Raw genomic sequence first — 25,852 nt, 5'->3', positions numbered from 1 at the left:
TCACTTACACCGCAGCCGCCAGCTGCTGCGCAATCGCGATCAAGCTGCGGTCCGTGCCTGCAGGGCCCAGCAGCGAGATCCCCAAGGGCGCGCCGTCGCGGCTGGCCAGCGGCAGCGAGATCTGCGGAAAACCCGCCAAGCCCGCCAGGCACAGCATCTGCACCGCCTGGTTGCGGTAGGCCTCCAGCGATACCTCATCGGCGCTGCGCAGTGGCGCAATATCGGGCATGGTCGGCATCACCAGAAGGCCATCGCTACCCAGCAGATCGGCCAGATGCTGGCGGAAGCGCGCACGGAACTGCTCGGCCTCCTGCACCTGGGCATCGCTCACCTTGCTCGACCAGTCAAAGCGCTCCTTCACGCCCGGGCCCAGCACCGGCGCATAGCGGCTGATAAAGGCGCCATCGGTCATCCAGGCTTCGCGCCCCTGGATATAGCGAAAGCTCCAGTACATCGCGTCGAAAGAATCGAGCACCGCATTGCAATCCTGCGCGCTGCCCAGCAGCTGTGTGATCTGCTGCAGCGCGCCATCCCAGGCCGGGCGCACGGCGCTGTCCACCAGGCCCCAGACGTCGCTGGGCATCAGCAGGCGTGGGCGGGCCGGCAGTGGCGTCGTGTCGGGCGCCAGCAGCACATCGGCCACGCGGGCAAAGGTGTGGGCATCGCGGGCCAACCAGCCGCAGGTATCCAGGCTGTGGCACAGCGCCAGGGCTGACTCCAGGCTCACCCGGCCATGCGTGGGCCGTATGCCGTACAGGCCGCAGTGGCTGGCCGGCGCACGCACCGAGCCGCCCGTGTCCGTGCCCAGCGCAAAGTCGCACAGCCGGCTCGATACCGCCGAGGCTGAGCCCGATGACGAACCGCCGGTGATGCGCGCGGGCGCGTTGCCATTGATCGGCGCGCCAAAGTGGGCGTTGTTGCCATTCATCGAGAACGCCAGCTCATCGGTCACCGTCTTGCCCGCCAACGCCGCGCCGGCATCGAGCAGCTTTTGCACCGTGGGCGCCGTCTGCGTCTTGATGCCGGACAGGGCCAGCAGCAGCGGGTTGCCGCCCCCCGTGGGATAGCCGGCAATGTCGAACAGGTCCTTCACCCCAAAGTACAGGCCGCTGAGCGGGCCGGTGGCGGCATGGCGCACCGGCACATCGGGGTAGGGAACAAAGGCATGGGCAGGGTCGTGCAAGGGCATGGTGGGGTCAGTCCTGGGCAAAAAAATAGAAATGCAGGGGCCTAAGCAGCGGCCAGCACGTTGGGCGCAAAGGCTGCCGCCGTTGCAGTGTGCACGCAGCGCACCATATGGCCAGGCGCCAGCGTGACCGGCTCCGGCACCGCTTGCAGGCAGGCGGCCGTGGCCAGCTTGCAGCGCGGTGCAAAGGCGCAGCCCGGCGGGATGGCGGTCAGATCGGGCGGCGCGCCAGCAATGGTCTGCAGCGGCTGGCCGCGCTCCATCGCGCCATGGGATCGGCTTTGCAGCAAGGCCATGGTGTAGGGGTGGCGCGGGCTGCGGATCAGCTGCTCGGCTGTGCCCTCTTCGACGATGCGGCCCGCGTACATCACCGCAATGCGGTCGGCCACTTCCACCGCCGCGCCAATGTCGTGGGTCACAAACACAATGCCCAGGCCCAGCTCACGCTGCAGCTCGCGCAGCAGCAACAGGATCTGGATCTGCACGGTGGCATCGAGGGCGGTGGTGGGCTCGTCGGCCAGCAGCACCTGCGGGTTGCAGGCCAGGGCCAGCGCAATCATCGCCCGCTGGCGCATGCCGCCCGACATCTCATGCGGATAGGCCTTGAGGCGCTGCTCGGGGCTGGGAATGCGCACCCGCTCGAACAGCGCCAGCGCGCGCTGCTGCGCCTCGCTCTGGCTCACGCGCTCGTGCCGGCGTATCGCTTCGACAATCTGCGCGCCCACCGGGTAGACCGGGTCCAGCGCCAGCAAGGGATCCTGAAAAATCATCGCGCAGGTCTTGCCGCGAAAGTCGTTGAGCGCGCCGCCGCGCAGCGCCAGCACATCCTGGCCTGCGACCCGGATCTGGCCCTTCATCGTGGTCTTGCGCTCGGGGTGGAGGCGCAGCAGGCTGCGCAGGGTCACGCTCTTGCCCGATCCCGATTCGCCAATCAGCGCCACCGCTTCGCCCTTGGCGACCGACAGGCTCACGCCGCTGACGGCCTGGACCACTTTCTTGCCGCTGGCAAACTGCACATTCAGGTCCTGGATCTGGACCAGGGGAGGAGAGGCTGTGTTCATCGTGGTGCTCCGGGTTCAGGCGGCCAGCGCAGCAGCGGCGGCCAGGGGGTGGCCACTGCCGGGCTCATGCACCAGGCAGCGCGCGGCATGGTGCAGCTGCACCGGGGTGACGGCCGGCGCGGCCTGGGCGCAGACCGGCGCCGCCAGGGGGCAGCGCGGGTGAAAGCGGCAACCCGTGGGCGGGTTGATGGGGTTGGGCGGGTCACCCGCCAGCGGGGCCACCAGGGTGCGGTGGCTCGGGTCCATCGACGGCACCGACGACAGCAAGGCCTTGGTGTAGGGGTGGGCCGGCGCGGCAAATAGCGCATCCGACGGGCCGATCTCGGCCACCTGGCCGAGGTACATCACCATCACCCGGTCGCTGATGTAGTGCACGACGCCCAGGTCATGGCTGATGAAGACATAGGTCAGGCCAAACTCACGCTTCAGATCGGCCAGCAGGTTCAGCACCTGGGCCTCGACCGATTTGTCGAGCGCCGAGACGGCTTCATCCAGGATCACCATGCGCGGCTGCAAGGCCAGCGCGCGCGCAATGTTGATGCGCTGGCGCTGGCCGCCCGAGAGCTCATGCGGGTAGCGCTCCGCAAAGCGGGCCGGCGCCAGGCCCACCCGGTCCATCAAATGGTGCGCGCGGGCGACCGCCTCCTTGCGCGAGACGCCATGCACCTGCGGGCCAAAGGCGATCGAGTCCTCGATGGTCAGGCGCGGGTTGAGCGAGGCATAGCTGTCCTGGAAAACCATCTGCACCTGGCGGCGAAACTCCTTGAGGCTCAAATCCCGCGAGCCCACCGTGCGGCCATCGAACACCAGCTCGCCGGCGGTCGGGTCCATCAGGTGCATCAACAGGCGCGCCGTGGTCGACTTGCCGCAACCGGACTCGCCCACCACGCCCAGGGTCTCGCCCTTGAGCACCTCGAAATCGACACCATCGACCGCGCGCACCAGCTTGCCTTGCTTGAGCGGGAAATGCTTGGTCAACCCGCGCACCGTCAGCAGCGGCTGGGCCGGGCCACCCACATCGGCGGCCAGGGTGGCAGCCGGGTTCAGAGAAGAAGGCTGGAGCATGGCTTACCCCTTGTTGTCCATGGCCGTGCGCAGGCCATCGGAGAGCAGATTGAAGGAGATGGAGGTGATGAAGATCATCAGCCCCGGCAAGGCCGCCACCCAGGGCTGGGTGTAGATCGCCGTGCGCAAGGTGTTGAGCATCAGGCCCCATTCGGGCTCGGGCGGCTTCACACCCAGGCCCAGAAACGACAGGCCCGAGGCCAGGATCATCGACACCGCAATCAGGCTGGTGGCGTAGACAAAGATGGGGCCCAGCACATTGCCCAGCACATGCACGCGCACGATGGTGAAGGCGCTGGCCCCGGTGGCGCGCGCGGCCTCCACATAGTCGCGGTTGCGGGCCTGGGCCGTCACGCTCTCGGCCACGCGGGCGATCTGCGGGATAAAGACAATCGTCAGCGACACCAGCGAGTTGAAGATGCCCGCGCCCAGCGCACCCGACAGCGCAATGGCCAGCAGCACCGAGGGGAAGGCATAGAACACATCGATGGTGCGCATGATCACCGTGTTGGTGCGCCCCCCCGCGTAGCCGGCCACAATGCCGATACCCGTGCCAATCACAAAGGCCAACAGCACCGGGGTGATGCCCATGAACAGCGACAGGCGTGCGCCCATCATCAGGCGCGAGAGCATGTCGCGGCCCAGCTCATCGCTGCCCAGTGGCAGGCCCGCGGTGCCGATGGGCTTGAGCCGCTTGAGCATGGAGGCCAGGTAGGGGTCGGACGGCGTGATCCAGGGCGCCAGCGCCGCCACCACAATCAGCAGCACAATGACGGCGGCCGCGCCCATGGCCACCGGGTCGCGCAGCAGGCGCTGCAGCACCGAGGACCAATAGCCGCGTGAGCGCTGGGCCGGCAGCGGCTGCACCTGGGCCGCTGCTGCATCGGGAAGGGAAAGACTGGTCATGGGGACGGAACCTCCAGAAATCTGCGCTCAGCGGGCGATGCGGGGATCGAGCAAGGTCTGCACCACGTCGATGATGAGGTTGAGCAGCACAAAGAAAACGGCCAGCACCAGGATGGAGCCCTGCAGCAGCGGCAGATCGCGCTGGAAGATGGCCTGGTTGAGCAAAAAGCCGGTGCCCGGCCAGGAGAACACGGTCTCGATCAGGATGGAGCCGCCCAGCAGGTAGCCCAGCTGCAGGCCCATCACCGCCAGCGCCGTGGGCGCTGCATCTTTGAGCACATGGCGGAAGATGCCCAGATGGCCCAGGCCCTTGGCCTTGAGGCCGAGGATGAACTCCTGGTCCAGCAGCTCAGCCACCAGCGCCCGCACCGTGCGCGCAATGATGCCCATGGGGATCACCGACATGGTGATGGCCGGCAGGATCATGAACTGCACATGCGCCCAGTCCCAGGCCCAGTCGCCCGAGCCACCCGGCCCCGCGCCCGTCGCGGGCAGCCACATCAGCTGCGATGAGAAGACGATCACCATCACCATGCCCAGCCAGTAGTGCGGCACGCTGACGCCCAGCATCGACAGCATCGAGCAGCTGCGGTCCACCCAGGAGTTGCGGAAATAGCCCGCCACAAAGCCAAACAGGCTGCCCAGCACAAAGCCGATCAAGGTCGCCACCACGGCCAGGCGCAAGGTGTTGACCACGGCGGCCATCACCTCGGTGGTCACCGGCCGGCTGGTGGCAATCGACTGGCCCAGATCGCCCTGCAGCGCGCGCCAGACCCAGCGCAGAAACTGCTCGGGCAGCGGCCGGTTAAAGCCATAGAGCTCGCGCATCTGGGCCTGCAGCTCGGCCGATGCATCGGCGGGCAAGACCGACACCAGAGGGTCGCCGGGCGCGATATGCACCAGGGCAAAGCACAGCAGGGCCACGCCCAGCATGATGGGCAGGGTGTAGACAATGCGTCTGAACAGGTAGGCAAGCATGGCGGATCAGAGGTTCGTGGGGGAGAAGCGGACCATGCGGGGTCGCACTGGCGGGTTGGGCCATCGGCCTGCGCCCGGCATGCAGCGATGTCTCAGCACCGGTCTGCATGCCCGGGGACGCCCGGCTTACTTCATCGTCATCGTTGCGATATCGATGAACCAGCTTTGCGGCTGCACCACATGGCCAACCTTGGCCGACATGGCGCGTGGGCCCACATCGTGGGCCACAAACAGGAAGGGCGACTCATCGACCACCAGGGTGTGCAGCTCGGCCAGGGCCTTGTCGCGCTCCTTGGCATCAAAGGTGGTGCGGGCCTTGTCCACCACCGCATCGACCTGCTTGTTGCTGTAGAAGCCCCAGTTGTTGGACAGCGGCGGGAAGGACTTGGTGCTGACAAAGCGCACCATCGCAAAGAAGGGGTCCATGGTGGCGGCCGTCACATTGGTCGCACTGGCCTTGTTGGCGCCCGGGTCCTTGGCGCCCAGGCGCCAGCCGGAGAACAGCGTGTTCCACTCCACCACGTCGAACTCCACATCAAAGAAGCATTCCTTGAGGTTCTGCTGGATGAACTCGTTCATCGGCAGCGGCTGCATCTGGCCCGAGCCCGACGCGGAGGTCTGGATCTTCACCTTGATCGGCTTGCTGGCGCTGAAACCGGCCTGCGTCATCAGCGCCTGCGCGGCCTTCACGTCGTACTTGATCTGGAAGCTGGGGCTGCCGCGCCAGGGGTGGCCGGGCTCAAAGATGCCGGTAGCCGGCTCCATCTGGCCATTCAAGAGCTGCTTCATGCTGGCGCGGTCCACGCAGAGGTTGGCGGCATGGCGCACGCGCTTATCCAACCAGGGCGAGCCCTCGACAAACGAAAACTGCCAAGGCCAGATGTGGGGTTGCAGGTTGGCGTAGACCTTGAAGCCGCGTGCCTTGATGGCATCGAGCGCATCGGGCGCCGGCGCCTCGATCCAGTCCACCTGGCCGCTCATCAGCGCGGCAGTGCGCGAGTTGGCCTCGGGCAGCGGCAGCAGCACCACCTTGTCGATGGTCGGCGTACGCTTGGGGTCCCAGTAGCTGCTGTTCTTGACCATCTCGAAGCGCTCGCGCGGCACCAGGCGTGCGCCCTTGAAGGGGCCGGTGCCCGAGGGGTCGGCGGCAAACGCCGTCCAGGCGGCCTTGCTGCGCTCGGCCTTGCCGCTGACGGAGGCCGGCACTGCAGCCAGCTTCTTGGCCCAGTGCGCGGGCGAGGCCATGAACAGATTGCTCAGGTTGATCGGCAAGAAGGAATCGGGCTCGGTGGTGGTCAGCTCGACGGTCAGGTCATCGATCTTCTTGGCGGACTTGAGCGTGGGCATGCGCGAGGCAGTCACGCCCACCTGGGCCGGGTCAAACTGCTCGGCCTCCTTGTCCAGCACCTTGTTCACGTTCCAGACCACGGCATCGGCCGTGAAGGCGCTGCCATCGTGGAACTTGACGCCGGGGCGCAGCTTGAACAGCCACTTGGTCTTGTCCTTGGCATCCACCTCCCAGGACAGCGCCAGGCCCGGCACCAGCTCGCTGGGCTTGTCGGCCTTGCTCAGGTCCCACTGGGTCAGCGCGTCATACATCGGAATGCCGGTAAAACGGTTGCCCTCAAAACCCTGGTCGGGCTGGCCCGAGGTGCGCGGGATATCGCCCGCAGTCATCGCAATGCGCAGCACCTTTTCCTGGGCCATGGCAGCACCCGCGCCCAGCGCCAGGGTGACAGCCAGAGCCAGGCTTTTGAGCGCGGGACGGGAGACGGAGAAACCGGAAGACGCTTGCATCACAGGACCTTTCCAAGGAGTGGGGGGATGACAAGTCCAAAGCAAGCTGCGTGCCACATCACACATATCGATAATCGATACAAGTGTTTGATTCATCGATATTTTTGGCATGCTTTATGCGAACGCTCTGCGCATTGTTCGCCTCAACCCAGGAGTACCCGCATGACCCCAATAGACCACCTGCGCATTGATGAAAACCGCCTCTGGCAATCGCTGATGGACCTCGCCCAGATAGGGGCCACGCCCAAGGGCGGTGTCTGCCGCATCGCCTTGACCGACGAGGACAAGGCCGGCCGCGACCAGGTGGTGCAGTGGTTCCGCGACGCAGGCCTGCAGGTGCGTGTGGACGAAGTGGGCAATGTGTTTGGCCGCCGCCCCGGCACCGATCCGCAGGCACGCGCCGTGGCCACCGGCAGCCATATCGACACCCAGCCCACCGGAGGCAAGTTCGATGGCAACTACGGCGTGCTCGCCGGGCTGGAGGTGATGCGCACGCTCAACAGCCATGGCATCCAGACCGTTGCGCCGCTGGAAGTGGCCTTCTGGATGAACGAGGAGGGCACGCGCTTCACGCCGGTGATGATGGGCTCTGGTGCATTTGCGGGAATTTTTGGTGCAGACCACATCCGCTCGCAACAAGATGGTGCAGGCCTCACCGTGGGCGCTGAGCTGGCCCGCATCGGCTACCTGGGCGATGTGGCCTGCGGTGATGTGCCCGGTGGCGCGTTTGCCGCTTACTTTGAGGCGCATATCGAGCAAGGCCCGGTGCTGGAAGCCTATGACAAGCCGATTGGCATCGTCAGCGGCGCGCTGGGCCAGCAGTGGTATGACGTGACCGTCACTGGCATGGACGCCCATGCCGGCCCCACGCCAATGAACCTGCGCCATGACGCGATGCTCGCCGCCGCCCGCATGGTCGATGCCGTCAACCGCATTGCACTGGACCAGGCGCCGCACGGGCGCGGCACCGTCGGCCATCTGCAGGTGCTGCCCAACTCCCGCAATGTGATCCCCGGCCAGGTCAAGTTCAGCGTCGACTTTCGCAACCTCTCGCAAGCAGGGCTGGATGGGATGGACGCCGCCATGCGCACCGAGTTTGCGCGCCTCGCTGCCCAGTGCCAGTGCGAGGTGGCCATCGACCAGGTGGTGCGCTTTGCGCCCTGCATCTTCCACCCCGACTGCGTGGCCAGCGTGCGTGGCGCGGCCGACACCTTGGGCTATGACCACATGGAGGTCGTCAGCGGCGCCGGCCATGACGCCGTCTATGTACACAGCGTGGCGCCCACCGCGATGATCTTTGTGCCCTGCAAGGATGGCATTAGCCACAACGAGATCGAGGACGCCAAATCCGAGCACCTGGCCGCTGGCTGCAATGTGCTGCTGCATGCGATGCTGGCGCATGCCGGTGTAGCCTGATACGGCGCTGAAAGGCCATCAAAGCGGTAGAAGAACGTGGAGCGCTCGGGCTCCGCGTTTTTTAGTCAGCCGGCAATAGCTGCGACACTGCCCGCGCGCATTCAATCACCAGCGGCGCCAGCGCCTGCTGGGCATCGGCCATGTTCCAGCGGCTGGTGGGCGGCGCCAGGTGGATGGCACCCACGACCACGCCGCGTGCATTGAAGACCGGCGCGGCAATGCCCATGTCGCCCAGAAACAGCTCTTCGCAGTTGGTGGCATAGCCCGTTTGCTGGCACAGCGCCAGGCGCTCCATGACGGCATCCACCGTCGTCAAGGTGGCGCGGGTGCGCGCGGGCATCGGGGCCTGCTGCAGCAGTGCGCGCGCCTCTGGCGCAGGCAGCTGGCTCAGGTAGGCGCGCCCGCAGCTGCTGGCATACAGCGGCACCTGGGTGCCCACCGGTGTCAGCACGGGGATGTGCTGCGTCGTCAGCACCTGGGCCAGGTAGACCATGTGCGTGCCCGCCGGCTCCGACAGGGTCGCCGTCTCGCCGCTTTGCCGCGCCAGCTGCGCCAGATAGGTGTGGGCGGCGCTGATCATCGGGTGCGCCTCCAGGTAGTTGAAGCCCAGCTCCACCACCCGCGGCAGCAGCACAAAGCGCCGCGTGCTCGGGTGCTTGCCGATATAGCCCAGCGCCTGCAAGGTATGCACCGAGCGCTGGGCTGAGGCCTTGGTCATGCCGGCAGCCTGCGCAATCTCGGCCAGGGTCATGCTGCGGTGCGCGGCATTGAAGGCACACAGCACCTGCAGGCCCTTGGCCAGCGAGAGGTTGAACAGGCTGTCGGAGGCGGGCTCAGACAAAGCCGCCACCGATGGGTGTGCCGGTGGCGTGCTGGGGGAGGTGCTGCGGGCTGCGGCTTCGGCTGAAGCGGCGGTGTCCGACGATCGGCGGTGGGCGGTGCTGGTGCGCATGGTGCAAAGGCTGGGGGCAATGCCTCAGCCTTCGCAAGAAACGCACCAACTTGCAGCCTGGCCCTTCGCGGGGCGGCTGCATCCAGGTATTAGCGGCTGCTGGGGAAGCTGAACACCGCGCCGTCGCGCACACCGGCGCTGGGCCAGCGCTGGGTGATGGTCTTGCGCTTGGTGTAGAAGCGCACGGCGTCAGGCCCGTAGGCGTGCAGGTCACCAAACAGGCTGCGCTTCCAGCCGCCAAACGAGTGGTAGGCCACAGGTACCGGCAGCGGCACATTGATGCCGACCATGCCCACCAGAATGTGGTCGCTGAAGTAGCGGGCCGCTTCCCCATCGCGGGTGAAGATGCAGGTGCCGTTGCCGTACTCGTGCGCGTTGATCAGGTCCATCGCCTCCTGCAAGGTCTTGACCCGCACAATGCCCAGCACCGGGCCAAAGATCTCTTCCTGGTAGATCTTCATGCCGGGGCGCACGTTGTCGAACAGGCAGGGGCCCAGGAAGTAGCCTTCCTCGTGACCTGCCACCTGCAGGCTGCGCCCGTCGATCAGCAGCTTGGCGCCCTCTTGCACACCGCTGTCCACATAGGCCTTGACCTTCTCGAAATGCGGCTTGGTGATCAGCGGACCCATGTCATTGCCGTTGTCGGTGCCCGGGCCCACCTTCATCTTGGCGATCTCGGCGCTCAGGCCGGCAATCATCTGCTCGGCCACCTCGTCGCCCACGGCCACCACCAGCGGCACGGCCATGCAGCGCTCGCCGCAGCTGCCGTAGGCGGCGCCCATCATCGCGGTCACGGCGTTGCTGATGTCGGCATCGGGCATCACCACCGCATGGTTCTTGGCACCGCCCAGCGCCTGCACGCGCTTGCCGCTCTTGCAGCCTTCGCCATAGATGTACTCGGCAATCGGGGTCGATCCGACAAAGCTCACCGCCTTGACGCGCGGGTCATGCAGCAGGGTGTCGACCGCTTCCTTGTCACCATTGACGACGTTGAGCACGCCCGGTGGCAGGCCGGCCTCCTGCGCCAGCTGGGCAATGAAGAGTGCGCTGGTCGGATCGCGCTCGGAGGGCTTGAGCACAAAGGTATTGCCGCAGGCCACGGCCATGGGCCACATCCACAAAGGCACCATCGCGGGGAAGTTGAAGGGCGTGATGCCTGCCGTCACACCCAGCGCCTGGAACTCGCTCCAGCTGTCGATATTGGGGCCCACATTGCGGCTGTGCTCGCCCTTGAGCAGCTCGGGCGCGTAGCTGGCGAACTCGACGTTCTCGATACCGCGTTGCAGCTCGCCATGCGCATCGGCCAGCACCTTCCCGTGCTCGGCGGTGATCATCGCTGCGATCTTGTCGGCGTTCTGCTCCAGCAGCACCTTGAGCTGGCCCATGATGCGCGCGCGCTTGAGCGGCGGCGTATTGCGCCAGGCGGGGAAGGCCTTTTCGCCAGAGGCAATCGCTGCCTCCACCGTGGCCTTGCTGGCCAGCTCCACGCTCACCGTCGATTGGCCCGTCGCCGGGTTGAACACCGGCTGCGTGCGGCCGCCATCGTGCACGATCTTGCCGTCGATCAAATGGCCTACCGTGGCCGTCACATTCTTGTCGTGGTTCATCAAAGTCTCTCTTGGAAATGTCTCGAAATGGGGGGCGAAATAACGCGGGTCTGAACGCAAAATGCTGCTGGCCGGTGCGTCACCGTCGCCAGCAGCCAGGGGCGCGCCATCAGTTGGTTTCAGCCAGCGCGTCGCCCAGCGCGTTGATCAGGCGGTCGATCTCGGCCTTTTCGCTGATGAAGGGCGGCGCCAGCTGGATGGTGTCGCCACCATAGCGCACGTAGAAGCCTTTTTCCCAGCACTTCATTGCGATCTCATAGGGGCGCTTGGCCGGCTCGCCGGGCAGCGCGGCAATCGTAAAGCCAGCAGCCAGGCCATAGTTGCGGATGTCGGCGATGTGCTTGGCGCCCTTCAAGCTGTGCACAGCGTTTTCAAAGTACGGCGCCAGCGCCTTGACGCGGCCGGGCATGTCTTCTTTTTCCAGTATGTCCATAACAGCCACACCGGCCGCGCAGGCCACCGGGTGGGCCGAGTAGGTGTAGCCGTGGGCAAACTCCAGCATGTACTCGGGGCCGCCTGCGGCCATGAAGGTGTCGTAGATTTCCTTGGTCACCACGCAGCCGCCCAGCGGCTGGGCGCCATTGGTCACCTGCTTGGCAAAGTTCATGATGTCGGGCACCACGCCAAAGGCTTCGGCACCGGTCCAGGCACCGCAGCGGCCAAAGCCGGTGATGACCTCATCAAAAATCAGCAGAATGCCGTTTTGCGTGCAGATCTCGCGGATGCGCTCCAGGTAGCCCTTGGGCGGGATCACCACGCCGGCCGAGCCCGAGAACGGCTCGACGATCACCGCCGCGATATTGCTGGCGTCATGCAGCGCGATCACATCGAGCAGCTTGTCGGCCAGCGCGCGGCCGCCTTCATCGGACATGCCCTTCTGGAAGGTGCCGGCCGGTGGCTGGGTGTGGGGCAGGTGGTCGGCCACAATGCCCTGGCCAAACATCTTGCGGTTGCCGGCAATGCCGCCCACCGAGATGCCGCCGTAGTTCACGCCGTGGTAGCCCTTCTCGCGGCCCACCAGCACCGTCTTGCCGGCCTGGCCCTTCAAGCGCCAGTAGGCGCGCACCATCTTGAGCGAAGTGTCGGCCGCTTCCGAGCCCGAGCCGGTGAAGAACACATGGTCCAGGCCTGCTGGAGTGTGTTCCTTGATCTTGTTGGCCAGCGCAAACGAGGCGGGGTGGCCAAACTGGAAAGCCGGTGCGTAATCGAGCTGCAGCGCCGCCTTGCCAATCGCCTCGGCCACTTCCTTGCGGCCATGGCCAATGCCCGAGCACCACAGGCCCGAGAGGCCGTCAAAAATCTTGCGGCCATCGGCATCGGTGTAGTAGGCGCCCTGGCCGCTGACGATCATGCGCGGCTTGGCCTTGAAGTTGCGGTTGCCGGTAAAGGGCATCCAGTGTGCGTCCAGCCAGGCCGCATCGGTGCGCAGCTGCGTGCTGCCCGTCGTATCGTCAATCTGCACAAAGCTCATGTCTGCTCCTTGAATCCGCCTAGCGGCTACCGGTGTTGATACGCCATTGTGGAGTGCGCGGATGCTTATTCAAAGAATGAGATATCAAAGCTCACTTGCTGAATTGTGCAAGTAATACCGTCCACACAAGCCCGCAAAACGCAGCCAGCCGTTGCTCCATCTGCTGCTGTCCAGCATAGAAAATGCTACTAATACTATAGCTTTCATCGTTGAAGAAGAAAGCGTTAACACGCTGTTTCATGCTTCATCCCGGTGTCACAGGCCCTGGCTATCGTGGCGTTTTTTGCTGCCACCGGTACCGCCACCATGACTTCCCACGACCCTTCCGCCCGCCGCCGCTTTCTGCTCTCTTCCAGCGCCATTGCCGGCACGGGCCTGCTGCCCGGCATCCTGCGCGCGCAAACGGCCCCCGCCGCCATCACCCAGGATGCCGCGCGGCCGATGCTGCTGTCGGGCCTGCAAAGCGGTGATGTGCTGGCCCACAGCGCCATCGTCTGGGCGCGGGCCAGCCGCGAGGCGCGCATGCGCGTGGAATGGTCCACCACCAGCCACTTTGCCCAAAGCACGCTGGTGCGCGGGCCCGATCTGCTGCCCGATACCGATGGCACCGGCCGCGTCGATCTGCAGGGCCTGCCCGCCGGGCAGGACATCTTCTACCGCGTGCTGCTCGATGACCTGGCCAGCAGCAACACCCGCAGCCCGGCGGTGCTGGGGCACTTTCGCACCCCGCTGGCCAGCCAGGGCCCTGCCACCCGCCCTTTTCGCCTGGTGTGGAGCGGCGACACCGTCGGCCAGGGCTTTGGCATCAACGAGGACATCGGCGGCATGCGCATCTATGACGAGATGCGCAAAGCCAACCCCGATGTGTTTTTGCACAGCGGCGACACCATCTATGCCGATGGCCCCATCGCCAAGACCGTCGCGCTGCCCGATGGCAGCACCTGGAAGAACCTGGTCACGCCCCAGGTCGCCAAGGTGGCCGAGACGCTGGACGAGTACCGGGGCCGCTACCGCTACAACCTGATGGACCGCAACGTGCGCGCGCTGGGCAGCGAAGTCGCACAGATCTGGCAGTGGGACGACCATGAGGTGACCAACAACTACTCGGACAGCAAGAGCGTGGCCAACGACAAGCGCTATACCGAAAAGAATGTGCAGCTGCTCACGGCCCGGGGCCGCCGCGCCTTTATGGAATACGCGCCCATGCGCCCCTTTGGCGCGGCCGAGCAGCAGCGCGTCTACCGCCACCTGCCCCAAGGCCCGCTGGCCGATATCTTTGTGCTGGATATGCGCAGCTACCGTGGCCCCAACAGCCACAACCTGCAGGCCGCCGAAAGCGCCGAGACCGACTTCCTCGGCCGCCCCCAGCTCGACTGGCTGCTGGCGGGCCTCAAGGCCAGCACCGCCACCTGGAAGCTGATTGCCGCCGACATGCCCATCGGCCTGTTTGTGCCCGACGGCAAGGACGCCCAAGGCCGCGACCAGTGGGAGGCCATTGCCAATGGCGAGCACGGCGTGCCCAAGGGGCGCGAGCTGGAGATGGCGCGCCTGTTGACGGGCATCAAGGACGCGGGCATCCACAACGTGGTGTGGCTCACCGCCGATGTGCACTACACCGCCGCCCACCACTACAGCCCCGAGCGCGCGCAGTTCAAGGATTTCGCACCGTTCTGGGAATTTGTCTCCGGCCCCCTCAATGCCGGCGGCTTTGGCCCCAATGAGGCCGACCAGACCTTTGGCCTTGATGTCGTCTTTCACAAGGCGCCACCCAAGGCCAACTCCGCCCCCAGCGAGGGCTACCAGTTCTTTGGCCAGCTCGATATCGACCACCAAAGCCGCGCGCTGACCGTGGTGCTCAAGGACCTCAACGGCGCCGCGCTCTACACCAAGACGCTGGCGCCCCAGCAGGCCTGAGCCACGGGCCGCGCGCCATAACGGCCAGCCGCAGACGCCATGGGGCGCTGCGGCTTTTTGACATGGGCACCGCTTGCAACGCGCAGCACAGAGCACCGCCCAGCTTGGGCGCATACTGCCCCCTGGAATCCACCTTTGGAGCAAGCCCTATGCCTACCACCACCTCTCTGGTCGATGCCCTGGACCACCTGGTGCTCACCGTGCACAGCATCCCGCGCAGCATTGCCTTTTACGAGCGGGTGCTGGGCATGGAGGCCCAGGAGTTCAAGCCCGGCCGTTATGCACTGCACTTTGGCCGGCAAAAAATCAACCTGCACGAGGTCGGTAATGTCGTCGACCCGAACGTGAAGCATGCAACCCCTGGCTCTGCCGATGTCTGCTTTCTGACCCGCATGCCCTTGGCCGATGTCATCGCCCACCTGCAGCGCGAGCAGGTCGCCATCGTGCAGGGGCCGGTGCGCGCGACGGGTGCGCAGGCCACGCTGCAATCGCTGTATTTCTACGACCCCGATGAGAACCTGATCGAGGTCGCGAACGAGGTGACTGACACGGTAAAAGCAGACTAACCGCCGATAGGCGAGTGCCTACGCCCGCTTAACGGCCGCATCGCACCAGCGCTGAGCCACCGCTGGCGAGGTCATGCACACCACCTCCTGGGTGACGGTCGTCACCGCGCGCTCCAGCAGCTGGATATCGGCCTCATGCTGGCGGGCCACATGCGGGTCTTCAAAGAAGATCGCGCGCTGGCAGCGGCGCTCCAGCACCAGGTCGGCAATTTGTGCGTCACCCCCCAGCGGGCCGCTGTTGAAGCGGTCCACCCAGGGCTTGTCAGCCGGCCAGCCCTTGCTCCAGGCCAGCTCGTTGAGCTTTTGGCCGGTGGTGCCGGTGCCCACGCGGCGGCGGTAGCGCGAGAGCAGCGCAAAATTGCGCTCGCAAAACTCCAGCATCGCCGGCTTCATCGCATCATGCGCAATCAGCGCCAGGGTTTGGTTGCCATAGTCGTGCAGGCGGTCGGCATGGCGGTCGGGCGCCAGCCCGGCGTGGATGCGTTCCATCTCCACCCAGTCGCGTGCACTGGCTGCTGTTGAGATAAAGGGTTTGCCATGGATCACGCACTGGCGCTTCAAGGCCAGCGCCTCGGGGAAGATCGACGAGGGGTCCACCGGATCGATCAGGTAGATGGCGCCATCGAGCACGCGGTTGTCACCGGGCATGCCCACGACCTCGGCCACCAGCTTCATCAGGCCGCCTTCGCGGCCATAGGGGTAGCGCACCATACCCTTGTGGCCTTTGAGCATTTCTGCCGCTGCAATCGCGTCATAGGTGCGGCCCACCGCATGGAATCCGATGTTCAGCTCCCGGATCCCCTGCTCGCAGGCGCGCAAAAAGCTGAACAGCGCAGCATCTTCGTTCTGGTGGTGCAAACGGTTGGCGGCAAGGCCTAAAAGCATGGTCAATCCCGTGGGTGTGGCAAGCGAGTGGAAATATAGCGCCAAAACCACAGCTCGGGTGTGACAGCCGACTGGCGCAGGGGCTCAATGCACTATCAAATCCCTAGCATCAAGCCACCAGATCACAGCCAAGCAACCGGCTTTAACCCGGCATGAGCACCCTACCCCATCAAGCCCGGCTCGCCCACCAGGTCTGCCACCGGAACCCCAGCCACAGCACCAGCAGCATGGCCACGCCAAACACCCAGCCGCTCAGCGCACCCGCCATGCCGCCGGACAACAAGGTGCCCACGGTGCAGCCAATACCCGTCATAGCACCCCAGCCCAGCAGCACACCGCCGAGCAATCCCCGGCCCGCATCACGCCCGGTAGGCAGGCGCGGGCGGAACTGGCCGCTGGCAAAGGCGGCGATAAACGCGCCGGCCAGCAGGCCCAGCAGCACCAGCGCATTGGGCGTGGCCCAGGTGGCTGCCGGCAAGGTGGCGCAGCCGGCAAAGCCATCCAAGCCATTGAGCCGCTCAGGCACCCAGCCCTGGCCTTGCAGCGCGCCGCGCACCTGGCTGCCCAACAAGGCCGTCACGCCTAAAGGCCGCATGCGCACAATGGCGGCGGTAGCGATCAGGCCGACCAGCAGGCCGCCCAGGGCATAGTTCCAGCGCCCTTGCCACAGGCTGCGCCACAGCGCAGTCACGCTGCGCGGCGCAGCCGTTGCGGGTACTGCAGGCAGCGGCAAACTGCGCTGGCGCTGCTGCACATGGCGCTGCCACACACAGGCGGCCCAAGCCGCCAGCACCCCCAGCTGCAATAGCAGCGCGCCGCCATAGCCCAGGTGCTGCGGCAGCCAGACGACGGGCGCATCGGCCACCGCCAGGCTGTAGAGCGGGTTCCAGGTCTGAAAGCCCAGCGCAAAACCCAGCGCCGTGCCCAGCAGTGCAAATGGCGATGCGGCCGACCCCTCTGCCAGCCGGTACCAATGCGCGCTGATGCAGGAGCCCGACACCAGCATGCCCGCACCAAAGGCCAGGCCGGCCAGCACCAGCACCCAGCTCACCGGGCCAATGTGCATATCGGGCGGCAGCTGCCCCGCCTGCGGGTTGGGCACCCAGCTGCTTTGCACCACGGTCATGCCCACGACGCCCACGGCCAGCGCCAGAATGATCGCCAAAATCCCGCGCGGGTCATCGCGCTGCAGCCAATCGCGCGCATGGCAGTAAAAGCAAAAGCGCGAGCGCTGCAGCACCACCCCCAGCGCCAGTCCAATGGCCAGCGCAAACACCAGGGTGCGCCCGCCATCGCGCTGCAGCAAGACCTGCTGCAAGGGCCACAGCGCCAGCAGCAATACCGCCGCCGTCACCGGCTGCCAATAAGCACTGATGCCCCCGGCCGCGCGCTGCCCGGCAGCAGTGCCCGCACCTCCCAAACCCCCACTGGAATCAGTCATCGCATTCCATCCAAAAAAATGCCCGCGCTAGGCGGGCAGTGAACACAGGACCGAGCCCATGCGGAGACATTCAATACACCAAAGAATCGGCTTACTTGGCAGCCCAGATCGTGCCGGCCGGGTTGTTGATCGGCACACCGACGCTGTTGCCGTATTCGGTCCAGGAGCCGTCATAGTTCTTCACCTGGTAGCCCAGGATCTTGCTGAGCGCAAACCAGGTATGGCTGCTGCGCTCGCCAATGCGGCAGTAGGTGATGATGGGCTTGCTGCCGTCGATGCCGGCATCGGCATAGAGCTTTTGCAGATCGGCCCGCGATTTGAAGGTGCCGTCTTCATTGACCGCCTTGCCCCAGGGCACATTCACCGCGCCAGGGATATGGCCGGCACGCACGGCCAGCTCGGGCACTCCGGCCGGTGCAAACACCTTGCCCTGGTATTCGTCGGCCGAGCGGATATCCACCAGCTGCGTAGCGCCCTTGCCCTCCACCGCCGCCAGCGCATCGCCCAGGCGGGCCCGCAAATCGGTGTTGACCTGGCCCACGCGGTAGGTGGTGGCGGCGTAGTCCGGTGCGCGGTTGTTCAGCGTACGGTTCTCCGCCTCCCACTTCTTGCGGCCGCCATCGAGCAGCTTCACGTTCTTGACGCCATACACATCAAACACCCAGGCGCCCCAGGCCGCAAACCAGTTGTTGGTGTCGCCGTAGAGCACCACGGTGGTGTTGTCGCTCACCCCCCCCCTTGGACAGCAATTGCTCAAACGCCTCCTTGCTGACAATGTCGCGGCGCACCTTGTCATTGAGGTCGTTGTGCCAGGAGAAGTTGACCGCCCCCGGAATATGCGCCCGCTCATACAGCCCCGGGTTCACGCTGACCTCGATCACCCGCACATCGGGCCGCTGCAGGTTGGCCGCCAGCCATTCGGTGCTGACCAGCGCGCCCTCAGGCACCGCCTGCGGCGTGTTGGCAAAAGCAGGGCTCGCGCCCCAAACGGTTGCCGCGATGGTGCCGGCAATCAAAACGCGCCAAGGCGCTGCTGTGCGGATAGTCATGCTGTGTCGTCCTTCAGGTCATGGGAGAAAAGGCTGCCATCACGGCAGGGCCTGCTTGCACTGTGCAGGTTGCAAGCAGCTACTCCAACTGAGGAATGCGCAGATGCATATGTGATCTGCGCGCTTGACAGGGGCCAGGCATGAACGAAAAGGGTGCAGCGCTAGCGTGCACTGCGCTGGGCTGCTTCGACTTTGGGAGCTAGAACGCCTTCCTAGCGCCTTGGGCTAACCCCAGCCAAGCCGGGTTTCTCAAGCCTGGCTGACCGAGTCCGCCCACTGCTGCGCCGTCTGCAGCCGCGCACGCGGCCCAAAGCTGCTGGTGCTGCTGAGGGTGATGTTGTGGTGCGCAATCACCTGCTGCGGCGTGACGGCGGCATTGCCGCAAGTGGTGTGCGCATCCTCCAGCAGCACCACCGGGTAGCCATGGCGCAGCGCCGCGCGCGTGGTCACATCCACGCAGTATTCCGTGTGCATCCCGCCAATCACCAGCTCCTGCACGCCCAGGTTTTGCAGCATGGGCAGCAGGTCGGTTTTCCAGAACGCATCGCCGGTGGTTTTGTCCAGGGTCAGGTCGGCGCTGGCCACCCGCAGTCCATCGGCCAGCTGCCATCCTGGGGTGCCGGCCTCCAGGCCAGGCTCGGCGTGGCGCACCCAGATGATGGGGGTGCTGGCTTGGCGTGCGGCGGCGGTGACCTGGTTGATGTGGGCGATCAGGGTGGTGCAATCCCATGCGGCGTTGGGGCCGGTGCAGAGGGATTGTTGGATGTCTATTAGGAGGAGGGCGGGCATGGGGGGTGCTGTTGCTGGAGGATGTGCAGGATTCTATGGTTGGATATGGGCGTGCATTACTCAGGTTGGCTCAGCTTTTGTTTGGTGCTTGATACCTAGGTCCGTAAAAGGCTGACTGCAGTCGGTCAAACTACCAGACTCAATGACTTAAGCCACCCAAAGCTGTCTTCGCAGTTAATCTGCTTTGAATGTCTGCTCTACAACCGGAAGCGGTCTTCTGAACTGGATCCGGACCAAAGGACCTCTTTGTCAGAATCTGAAGTGGCGCTATCGACCCTGAGCAGCCCTACAGGTGAACGCTCAATAGCCGTCATTCAGCCGGGGAACTAGTGCCAGGGAAACATACCAGAAAGCGCTCGTGTTCCAATTGCACCGCGTCTCGAAGATGCCCCAAGCCGAGCCATTTCACGAACGTGCCCACCCATTAAACATAGGCTACACTGTTTGTAACGGATTCGCTCACGGGCCTGGTCCAGCAACCGTGTGCCGCGTAACACAGGAGGAGAGGTGGGTTTAATGGCTGAATTTATCACTGTATTTTCATACAGAAAACTTGAATTCAAGGCAGATTACAAGCCCCGTTCCGCGATCTATTTGTACCAATATAGATCGCAAACACCCGATATGGCCTACGGTTTGGTGCGGTCTACACTACGTTAGGCTTGTTCCATGACACCAGATATTCGTTCATTGCTAGATGAAATTTTGTCGAAGCTAGATGCACAAAATCTTGAAAGCATCCGCAATTTGACTGAAGAACAAGTCCCAGGATTTCATTTTTCACTGGGCTTGTATATTCGAAATTCATTTATTTATCCAAAGGATTCCATCTTTGGTCAGGCTGCGCTTTCTCTGGTGGGTGATGCCGATGCAATAAGTACCATTGTCCTCATCTGCCTTTGGCACCACTTGAACGACAGGCCAATTACGCATGAACTGCTCGTCGAGCAATTGGTGAAACGAATCTGGATACTAGAAGAAGGTGAGGCAGATACGATTTCTGCACAGCTTCTGGGCAACAAAGGAGACGTAAATACCTAACATTGCAGTCGATAGGTCTAGGATTTCATTGATCTTTCCAAAACGCTCGGTTACGCCAAGAATATGATGCAAGCAGAAATTTGCGCAATGAATTTCGTACGCGACTAAGCCGGCCAGTTGCCCGCACAGGTCGACCGGCAAGCACACACGCGTAGACAGTGTGTGCGTCGGTTCTCAATTTGCATGTAGTGAGAAAATTTGCAGAATCAGTGAGAACGGTTGATCCAGCCAGTCTCACACTTGTTGATTTCCACACAGAAGTGACCCACTAACCCCCAGGATTTCCATCTAATTCTGACCCACGCACTAACCCTAGCCTGCAGCTATGTTGAGCAGCAGGAGACCAGGAGTGATAGACGTGGCAATCCTAAGTGTCATCCGCCGCTGGGCATTGCGTGAGCAGTTGTCCATCCGCGAGATCTCTCGCCGAACCGGCCTGTCTCGCAATACCATCCGCAAGTACCTGCGATCAGACGTAGCTGAGCCCAGTTATGCCAAGCGGGTCAGCTCTTCCAAGCTTGATCCGTTCACGGCCAAGCTCTCTGCTTGGCTCAAGACTGAGGCGACACGCTCTCGCAAGCAGCGCCGCACGATCAAGCAAATGCATCTGGACCTGCAGTCTTTGGGCTATCAGGGCTCCTACAACCGCGTGGCTGCTTTTGCTCGCGTTTGGCATAAACAGCACGTTCTGGCGCAGCAAACTACAGGTAGAGGCACCTTCGTTCCCCTTGTCTTCGGGCCTGGTGAGGCCTTCCAGTTTGACTGGAGTGAGGACTGGGCTGTGCTTGGCGGCGTGCGCACAAAGCTGCAGGTGGCGCACTTTAAGCTCAGCCACAGCCGTGCGTTTTACGTGCGAGCCTATCCTCTGCAAACGCACGAGATGCTGTTCGATGCGCATAACCATGCCTTCGCTGTTCTGGGCGGAGTGCCTCGCAGGGGCATCTACGACAACATGCGCACCGCAGTGGATCGTGTCGGACGCGGTAAGGAGCGGGACGTTAACGCACGCTTTGCTGCAATGGTCAGCCACTTCCTGTTTGAGGCTGAGTTCTGCAATCCTGCTTCGGGCTGGGAGAAGGGCCAGGTGGAGAAGAACGTACGAGACGCCCGCCACCGCCTATGGCAGATTGTTCCACCTCTTGCGAATCTACCTGCACTCAACACGTGGCTTCAAGAGCGCTGCCTTGCGCTATGGCGAGAGATTGAGCACGGCAAACTACCAGGCAGCATTGCCGATGTTTGGGCCCAAGAGCAAACTTCATTGATGCCTGCTCCACGGCCATTCGATGGATTTGTGGAGCACACCAAGCGCGTCTCGCCCACCTGCCTGATTCACTTTGAACGCAACCGCTACAGCGTTCCTGCGCCGTATGCCAATCGGCCTGTGAGTCTGCGCGTCTATGCAGATCGTCTAGTAGTTGCTGCCGAAGGTCAGATAGTCTGTGAGCACCAGCGCATCATTGATCGCCGCCACGATGGCTCTGGCCAAACCATCTACGACTGGCACCACTATCTGGCTGTGCTGCAGCGCAAGCCAGGCGCATTGCGCAATGGAGCTCCGTTCGTAGAGCTACCCGCTGCTTTCAAGCGGCTGCAATCTATTTTGCTTAAGCACCCTGGCGGTGACCGAGAGATGGTGGAGATCCTAGCTTTGGTTCTACACCACGATGAACAAGCGGTGCTTGCCGCAGTGGAGCTGGCCTTGGAAGCGGGTGTGCCCAGCAAGCTCCATGTACTGAATGTGCTGCACCGGTTGCTCGATGGAACCACCGCTCCAGCGCCTGTCACATCTCCACAAGCACTTCAGTTGTCGGTAGAGCCCCAGGCCAACGTGCGCCGCTATGACCAACTCAGAGAGGTACGCCATGCGTCATGACCCAGCCATCGCCTCCATAGTGATCATGCTGCGCGAGCTCAAGATGCACGGCATGGCCCAGGCCGTCAGTGAGCTAGCCGAACAAGGCGCTCCTGCGTTTGAAGCCGCTCAACCTATCCTGTCCCAATTGCTTAAAGCAGAGACAGCAGAGAGAGTGGTACGCGCAGTAGCATATCAACTCAAAGCAGCCCGATTCCCTGCGTATCGGGATCTGGCTGGCTTTGAGTTTCGCCACAGCGAAGTAAATGAAGCGCTGGTGCGTCAGTTGCATCGATGCGAATTTCTGGAGGATGCCAACAATGTGGTTCTGGTCGGAGGACCAGGAACAGGCAAGACCCACATTGCCACAGCGCTCGGTGTTCAGGCCATTGAGCATCACCATCGGCGGGTACGCTTTTTCTCGACGGTCGAGCTGGTGAATGTGTTGGAGGAAGAGAAGGCTCAGGGCAAGGCTGGGCACCTTGCAACCAGGTTGTCGTATACAGACTTGGTCATCTTGGACGAGCTGGGCTATCTACCCTTTAGCGCATCTGGTGGGGCATTGCTGTTCCACCTATTGTCCAAACTCTACGAACGCACTAGCGTGGTGATCACCACCAACTTGAGTTTCAGTGAATGGGGCAGCGTATTCGGAGATGCAAAGATGACTACGGCTTTGCTGGACCGGCTCACGCATCACTGTCATATTCTGGAGACTGGCAATGATAGCTTTCGCTTCAAGAACAGCTCCGCACAGCAACCACCAACTACCGTGAAGAAGGAGAGGACCAGCAGAACTCTAGCCTCATCGTGAGCCAACAACTCACGAATCAGAGTGGGTCAAGATTGGATGGAAATGGTGGGTCAGGTTTGCATGGAAATCAACATCACACTCTTGCAAAGATCCTACAGACCAAGCCAAGAGTGATCTGCGGACGGAAGTTGCTCGATGGCAGATTGCGACCCCAAGCAGTCGTTGGCCGCACGCAGTAGCGGACGCTCAGGGCCGTATGAAAGGCATCGGCCAGTTGTCCAAGCCTTCTCTTCCGTATTCGCGCAAATGCGAGTCCGAATGCTGGGCTAGGTACTCCAGTACCTCCCGAGATTCCGGCGTCCCAATTCGAGCAAGGGCGTACGCGCACTTGCGCTGGAACTCATGAAGGTTCTGCCATCGAACCATGTACGGAAAAGTTGTCTCGGCGGCTTTCGCAATCGCGGGAATAGCAGCAGGGTCCCCGAAAATCCCAAGGTCAAAAACGATGTCTTCATGACGCTCGTGGCCATCAAGGCCCAAGAGTTGAATCATCAGGGGGACCCGGGATCTATTGTCCTCCGCGAGGGCGTCCAACGAAGCGCAGAGCACGGTGGCATCCAAAGGGCTATTCATTGCGTGTACCCGAATGTCTGGTTGTGGCCGATAGCTAAAAGACGGACAGCAGCAGATCGAACCTGTACTGTAGGCGAGAACTTCACCAACTTTGGTCAGGAGCGACGATATGTCATGCACCTCCTGGACTATCCTTTGATCCGAATCTGCTTCACATCGTAGCGTCAAATCTAATGAGGTTTCGAGTAAAGAGTGCAGGGCAGACCTGAACTCTTGTTCGGTAGGCCATGGATAGATGCGGCGGGAATCAAGTCGCGGGAGCAGAGAGATATCCAATCTGCCCGGTGTAATTTGCGAGTGAATGGCCCCGATCAACGTGCCTTTAAAGAAAACCAATGGCTCATCTGATATACCGAAAGGGGTTTCTAGCATCTTGACAACCAGCCCAGGTAGCTCGCTGGGTACTGTCAAAAAGAATGTATCGGGCATGCAGTGAAATGGGCTTTGGGACATATAGATCGAGCATGGAATCTTTGACTGAATGAGGCTATCTTGTTGACTGACCGCTGCTGGCCGAATTGCGGCATCGTACCAGCAGCTCCAAGTGGCGGCGCATGACTGTTGCTGCTCGATCCAAAGCGGTCAGTCACTGTGTCAAGCTGAACGCCTGATGATAGGCAACCGTACCGATTGGTCGCTGTTGTGTGAAGGACAATGCCATGAAGTACTCGGGGGGTACGTCTGGCAGCACAAGACTCGCTTCGTTCGTAAAACCGAATCGCTGGTAATACGACGGGTCACCCAAGACAACGCAACCAGACGCACCTTGTTCGGAAAGCCTCTGTAGCGCCGCGCGCATCAGTTGAGACCCGATCCCGTGCCCCTGCAACTTCGGAATGACGGAAACAGGGCCAACCCCAAACCATCCCTCTGTGCCGTCGGATATGGAAACAGGTGACATCGCGACATTTCCAACGATGGACCCATCCATTTCGGCAACCAATGAGACGGTAAGCGCTCCCGCATCGCGCAACCCAGCGAGGATGAACTGTTCGTTGTGGTCCGTGTGCGGAGCATAGAGAAATGCTGCGGCTGTGACGGTCTCAATGGCCGCAACATCCTCTGGAACTTCGGGGCGGATTATCAGTGTCGTCATGTGATTGAGTGTTGTTGGTAAAAAACCGCTTCTGCCCAATAGCGCATGTCCGGATTGCTTCCGCAGCCCGCTCTTCAGAACAGGTCAATTACATCATCCCAACGTGGAGACTACTTAAGCGCATGCTATATGCCCCTCAACTCGATGGGAGACCATCATGGAAGCCGTAAGTCATGTCACTCGACGCGAACCATGGAACAAGGGCAAGATAGTCGGGCAGAAAGCACCATTTAAGCTCAAAGACATCTGGACTCTAAGAATTCGGCTTCAGATGGATGGAAGAGTCCGAGAACTAGCCCTTTTTAATCTAGGTGTGGACAGCAAGCTGCGCGGATGTGACCTGGTCGCGCTGAGAGTAAGAGATGTATGCCACGGAGACCAGATGGCAACACGAGCCATCGTCATGCAGCACAAAACGCAGCGACCGGTGCAGTTCGAAATCACGCAGCCAGCCAGGGATGCGTTGCAGGCTTGGATCAAACAAGCAAAGCTAAGGCAAGATGACTACCTCTTCCCCAGTCGATTGCACGAATCACCTCATCTCGGGACGAGGCAGTACGCGCGAATCCTAGGTCATTGGGTTGACGAATTGGGGCTGGACCGAGCGGACTATGGGACTCATTCAATTCGACGCACAAAGGCGACCTTGATATACAGGCGTACGAAAAACCTACGAGCTGTTCAGCTTCTGCTGGGACACTCGAAGCTGGAGTCAACTGTCAGATACCTTGGTATCGAAGTGGACGATGCCCTTGAGATCTCTGAACAGACGGAGATCTGAACCTGGAGAAATTCCACCACCTAGGATGATCCGATGACTGGCTGGTGGAGCTAACATGGTGCTTTCGGCCAGGAGCAGACTCTCGCTCATTCCTTAAATGCTATCTACATACACCCTAAAACTGCTCGATGAGCTTTGCGCAAAGTCGAAAGACCAATACTCTGAGGGTGGCATCCTTTGGACCTTTGTCGAGGCTGCGAACCAAGCTCATTTTCGATTCAAGGACTCGCGTCGAAAACCGCAAGCCGGTGCAATGGATGTGAAGCAACTCGGGGCTTGGGTTCAAGGGGCTCTTGGAGGCGCGAGCAACCCTCAAGAGCTGGTCGCGGCAGTCTCAACCAGCATCGCCAATGAGCTTCTGCGGGCACTGAAGGATGACCTTCAGGTCGATGATTTTTTGTGGGCTTTTGAAGATGGAGGGACCGAAATGACCGGCAATATCTACATGGCCCGCAATTTCGACAACCGCTACTTCGCATTGGAAATGTGGTGGTCTATAGACTGAGCTTGCCCCGAAATCCTCGGCTGGCGAGCAGCTTTCAGTAGATGCCAAAGTCAGCTTTGGGCAAAGCCGGAAGACTGCTCTGGGTCGATAGCGTCTATTCATGC

General features: G+C 62.4%; 22 protein-coding genes and 1 pseudogene. 8 read left to right on the top strand and 15 right to left on the bottom strand.

The genetic code is table 11. The features are described 5' to 3' along the window. Positions 1-4: 4 nt before the first annotated feature. The 6 genes from F0Q04_RS03270 to F0Q04_RS03245 form a co-directional block, all read right to left on the bottom strand. The gene (locus F0Q04_RS03270; RefSeq protein ID WP_182344434.1) at positions 5-1,189 is read right to left on the bottom strand and encodes an amidase; all 1,185 of its coding nucleotides are present in this window, start codon (positions 1,187-1,189) and stop codon (positions 5-7) included. A 41-nt stretch (positions 1,190-1,230) separates the two neighbouring features. After that, a complete protein-coding gene (locus F0Q04_RS03265) occupies positions 1,231-2,247 on the bottom strand; it encodes an ABC transporter ATP-binding protein (protein ID WP_182344432.1) in 1,017 nt (338 codons plus the stop codon). Positions 2,248-2,262: 15 nt separating this feature from the next. Next, positions 2,263-3,312, bottom strand: coding sequence for an ABC transporter ATP-binding protein (locus F0Q04_RS03260; protein ID WP_116925397.1), 1,050 nt, complete (start codon positions 3,310-3,312; stop codon positions 2,263-2,265). Positions 3,313-3,315: 3 nt separating this feature from the next. Next, positions 3,316-4,218: an ABC transporter permease gene (locus tag F0Q04_RS03255; protein WP_116925396.1), complete on the bottom strand. Its 903-nt coding sequence runs from the start codon at positions 4,216-4,218 to the stop codon at positions 3,316-3,318. A gap of 27 nt (positions 4,219-4,245) precedes the next feature. Beyond that, positions 4,246-5,196: an ABC transporter permease gene (locus F0Q04_RS03250; RefSeq protein WP_182344430.1), complete on the bottom strand. Its 951-nt coding sequence runs from the start codon at positions 5,194-5,196 to the stop codon at positions 4,246-4,248. A gap of 126 nt (positions 5,197-5,322) precedes the next feature. Then, positions 5,323-6,993 (bottom strand): ABC transporter substrate-binding protein, encoded by a 1,671-nt coding sequence (locus F0Q04_RS03245; RefSeq protein WP_182344428.1) that lies wholly within the window; start codon positions 6,991-6,993, stop codon positions 5,323-5,325. Between the two features lie 162 nt (positions 6,994-7,155). Between F0Q04_RS03245 and F0Q04_RS03240 the strand changes: the two genes are divergently transcribed. Next, complete coding sequence (locus F0Q04_RS03240) at positions 7,156-8,409, top strand: Zn-dependent hydrolase (protein WP_182344426.1); 1,254 nt, start codon at positions 7,156-7,158, stop codon at positions 8,407-8,409. Positions 8,410-8,470: 61 nt separating this feature from the next. Here the strand turns inward: F0Q04_RS03240 and F0Q04_RS03235 are convergent, their stop codons facing one another. The 4 genes from F0Q04_RS03235 to F0Q04_RS03220 all read right to left on the bottom strand — a co-directional run bounded on the left by F0Q04_RS03235 (position 8,471) and on the right by F0Q04_RS03220 (position 12,680). Continuing rightward, a complete protein-coding gene (locus F0Q04_RS03235) occupies positions 8,471-9,361 on the bottom strand; it encodes an IclR family transcriptional regulator (RefSeq protein WP_182344425.1) in 891 nt (296 codons plus the stop codon). A gap of 89 nt (positions 9,362-9,450) precedes the next feature. Then, positions 9,451-10,968, bottom strand: a complete 1,518-nt coding sequence (locus F0Q04_RS03230; protein ID WP_021024904.1) for a CoA-acylating methylmalonate-semialdehyde dehydrogenase — start codon at positions 10,966-10,968, stop codon at positions 9,451-9,453. 109 nt (positions 10,969-11,077) lie between these two features. Beyond that, positions 11,078-12,439, bottom strand: coding sequence for an aspartate aminotransferase family protein (locus F0Q04_RS03225; protein ID WP_021024905.1), 1,362 nt, complete (start codon positions 12,437-12,439; stop codon positions 11,078-11,080). 91 nt (positions 12,440-12,530) lie between these two features. Then, positions 12,531-12,680: a hypothetical protein gene (locus F0Q04_RS03220; RefSeq protein WP_182344423.1), complete on the bottom strand. Its 150-nt coding sequence runs from the start codon at positions 12,678-12,680 to the stop codon at positions 12,531-12,533. 65 nt (positions 12,681-12,745) lie between these two features. Between F0Q04_RS03220 and F0Q04_RS03215 the strand changes: the two genes are divergently transcribed. Next, a complete protein-coding gene (locus tag F0Q04_RS03215; protein WP_182344422.1) occupies positions 12,746-14,353 on the top strand; it encodes an alkaline phosphatase D family protein in 1,608 nt (535 codons plus the stop codon). A gap of 149 nt (positions 14,354-14,502) precedes the next feature. Next, a complete protein-coding gene (locus F0Q04_RS03210) occupies positions 14,503-14,919 on the top strand; it encodes a VOC family protein (RefSeq protein ID WP_116925389.1) in 417 nt (138 codons plus the stop codon). An 18-nt stretch (positions 14,920-14,937) separates the two neighbouring features. On the opposite strand, the gene F0Q04_RS03205 is transcribed toward F0Q04_RS03210, so the two are convergent. The 4 genes and pseudogenes from F0Q04_RS03205 to F0Q04_RS03190 all read right to left on the bottom strand — a co-directional run bounded on the left by F0Q04_RS03205 (position 14,938) and on the right by F0Q04_RS03190 (position 19,083). Then, the gene (locus tag F0Q04_RS03205) at positions 14,938-15,804 is read right to left on the bottom strand and encodes a methylglyoxal synthase (protein ID WP_116925388.1); all 867 of its coding nucleotides are present in this window, start codon (positions 15,802-15,804) and stop codon (positions 14,938-14,940) included. A 169-nt stretch (positions 15,805-15,973) separates the two neighbouring features. Continuing rightward, complete coding sequence (locus tag F0Q04_RS03200; protein WP_182344420.1) at positions 15,974-17,245, bottom strand: YeeE/YedE family protein; 1,272 nt, start codon at positions 17,243-17,245, stop codon at positions 15,974-15,976. A gap of 91 nt (positions 17,246-17,336) precedes the next feature. After that, a pseudogene (locus F0Q04_RS03195) lies at positions 17,337-18,294 on the bottom strand (sulfurtransferase). Between the two features lie 249 nt (positions 18,295-18,543). Next, positions 18,544-19,083: a cysteine hydrolase family protein gene (locus tag F0Q04_RS03190; protein WP_182344418.1), complete on the bottom strand. Its 540-nt coding sequence runs from the start codon at positions 19,081-19,083 to the stop codon at positions 18,544-18,546. 669 nt (positions 19,084-19,752) lie between these two features. Between F0Q04_RS03190 and F0Q04_RS03185 the strand changes: the two genes are divergently transcribed. The 3 genes from F0Q04_RS03185 to istB all read left to right on the top strand — a co-directional run bounded on the left by F0Q04_RS03185 (position 19,753) and on the right by istB (position 22,793). Continuing rightward, positions 19,753-20,124, top strand: a complete 372-nt coding sequence (locus F0Q04_RS03185) for a DUF6794 domain-containing protein (RefSeq protein ID WP_182344416.1) — start codon at positions 19,753-19,755, stop codon at positions 20,122-20,124. Between the two features lie 349 nt (positions 20,125-20,473). After that, positions 20,474-22,000, top strand: coding sequence for an IS21 family transposase (gene istA / locus F0Q04_RS03180; RefSeq protein ID WP_182343975.1), 1,527 nt, complete (start codon positions 20,474-20,476; stop codon positions 21,998-22,000). Further along, on the top strand, positions 21,990-22,793 hold the full coding sequence (gene istB / locus F0Q04_RS03175) for an IS21-like element helper ATPase IstB (RefSeq protein WP_182343973.1): 804 nt from the start codon (positions 21,990-21,992) through the stop codon (positions 22,791-22,793). The genes istA and istB overlap by 11 nt, the downstream gene beginning before the upstream one ends. 1,159 nt (positions 22,794-23,952) lie before the next feature. On the opposite strand, the gene F0Q04_RS03170 is transcribed toward istB, so the two are convergent. Then, positions 23,953-24,462, bottom strand: coding sequence for a GNAT family N-acetyltransferase (locus F0Q04_RS03170; RefSeq protein WP_182344414.1), 510 nt, complete (start codon positions 24,460-24,462; stop codon positions 23,953-23,955). A gap of 157 nt (positions 24,463-24,619) precedes the next feature. Between F0Q04_RS03170 and F0Q04_RS03165 the strand changes: the two genes are divergently transcribed. Beyond that, on the top strand, positions 24,620-25,243 hold the full coding sequence (locus F0Q04_RS03165; RefSeq protein ID WP_182344412.1) for a tyrosine-type recombinase/integrase: 624 nt from the start codon (positions 24,620-24,622) through the stop codon (positions 25,241-25,243). Between the two features lie 253 nt (positions 25,244-25,496). Then, a complete protein-coding gene (locus tag F0Q04_RS03160) occupies positions 25,497-25,748 on the top strand; it encodes a hypothetical protein (RefSeq protein WP_182344410.1) in 252 nt (83 codons plus the stop codon). Positions 25,749-25,852: the final 104 nt, after the last annotated feature.

Source organism: Comamonas koreensis (assembly GCF_014076495.1).
In the GTDB taxonomy this organism is placed as follows: Bacteria; Pseudomonadota; Gammaproteobacteria; order Burkholderiales; family Burkholderiaceae_C; genus Comamonas; species Comamonas squillarum.
This window is presented reverse-complemented; position numbering and strand designations above follow the sequence as displayed.

Bases quoted from the DNA above. Each gene is read 5' to 3' on its own strand.
- F0Q04_RS03260 (WP_116925397.1), bottom strand. From the start codon at position 3,312: ATGCTCCAGCCTTCTTCTCTGAACCCGGCTGCCACCCTGGCCGCCGAT.
- F0Q04_RS03200 (WP_182344420.1), bottom strand. From the start codon at position 17,245: ATGACTGATTCCAGTGGGGGTTTGGGAGGTGCGGGCACTGCTGCCGGG.
- F0Q04_RS03265 (WP_182344432.1), bottom strand. From the start codon at position 2,247: ATGAACACAGCCTCTCCTCCCCTGGTCCAGATCCAGGACCTGAATGTG.
- F0Q04_RS03230 (WP_021024904.1), bottom strand. From the start codon at position 10,968: ATGAACCACGACAAGAATGTGACGGCCACGGTAGGCCATTTGATCGAC.
- F0Q04_RS03165 (WP_182344412.1), top strand. From the start codon at position 24,620: ATGGAAGCCGTAAGTCATGTCACTCGACGCGAACCATGGAACAAGGGC.
- F0Q04_RS03250 (WP_182344430.1), bottom strand. From the start codon at position 5,196: ATGCTTGCCTACCTGTTCAGACGCATTGTCTACACCCTGCCCATCATG.
- F0Q04_RS03220 (WP_182344423.1), bottom strand. From the start codon at position 12,680: ATGAAACAGCGTGTTAACGCTTTCTTCTTCAACGATGAAAGCTATAGT.
- F0Q04_RS03205 (WP_116925388.1), bottom strand. From the start codon at position 15,804: ATGCTTTTAGGCCTTGCCGCCAACCGTTTGCACCACCAGAACGAAGAT.
- F0Q04_RS03245 (WP_182344428.1), bottom strand. From the start codon at position 6,993: ATGCAAGCGTCTTCCGGTTTCTCCGTCTCCCGTCCCGCGCTCAAAAGC.
- F0Q04_RS03160 (WP_182344410.1), top strand. From the start codon at position 25,497: ATGGATGTGAAGCAACTCGGGGCTTGGGTTCAAGGGGCTCTTGGAGGC.
- F0Q04_RS03235 (WP_182344425.1), bottom strand. From the start codon at position 9,361: ATGCGCACCAGCACCGCCCACCGCCGATCGTCGGACACCGCCGCTTCA.
- F0Q04_RS03185 (WP_182344416.1), top strand. From the start codon at position 19,753: ATGACACCAGATATTCGTTCATTGCTAGATGAAATTTTGTCGAAGCTA.
- F0Q04_RS03255 (WP_116925396.1), bottom strand. From the start codon at position 4,218: ATGACCAGTCTTTCCCTTCCCGATGCAGCAGCGGCCCAGGTGCAGCCG.
- F0Q04_RS03225 (WP_021024905.1), bottom strand. From the start codon at position 12,439: ATGAGCTTTGTGCAGATTGACGATACGACGGGCAGCACGCAGCTGCGC.
- F0Q04_RS03270 (WP_182344434.1), bottom strand. From the start codon at position 1,189: ATGCCCTTGCACGACCCTGCCCATGCCTTTGTTCCCTACCCCGATGTG.
- istB (WP_182343973.1), top strand. From the start codon at position 21,990: ATGCGTCATGACCCAGCCATCGCCTCCATAGTGATCATGCTGCGCGAG.
- F0Q04_RS03170 (WP_182344414.1), bottom strand. From the start codon at position 24,462: ATGACGACACTGATAATCCGCCCCGAAGTTCCAGAGGATGTTGCGGCC.
- F0Q04_RS03215 (WP_182344422.1), top strand. From the start codon at position 12,746: ATGACTTCCCACGACCCTTCCGCCCGCCGCCGCTTTCTGCTCTCTTCC.
- F0Q04_RS03210 (WP_116925389.1), top strand. From the start codon at position 14,503: ATGCCTACCACCACCTCTCTGGTCGATGCCCTGGACCACCTGGTGCTC.
- F0Q04_RS03240 (WP_182344426.1), top strand. From the start codon at position 7,156: ATGACCCCAATAGACCACCTGCGCATTGATGAAAACCGCCTCTGGCAA.
- F0Q04_RS03190 (WP_182344418.1), bottom strand. From the start codon at position 19,083: ATGCCCGCCCTCCTCCTAATAGACATCCAACAATCCCTCTGCACCGGC.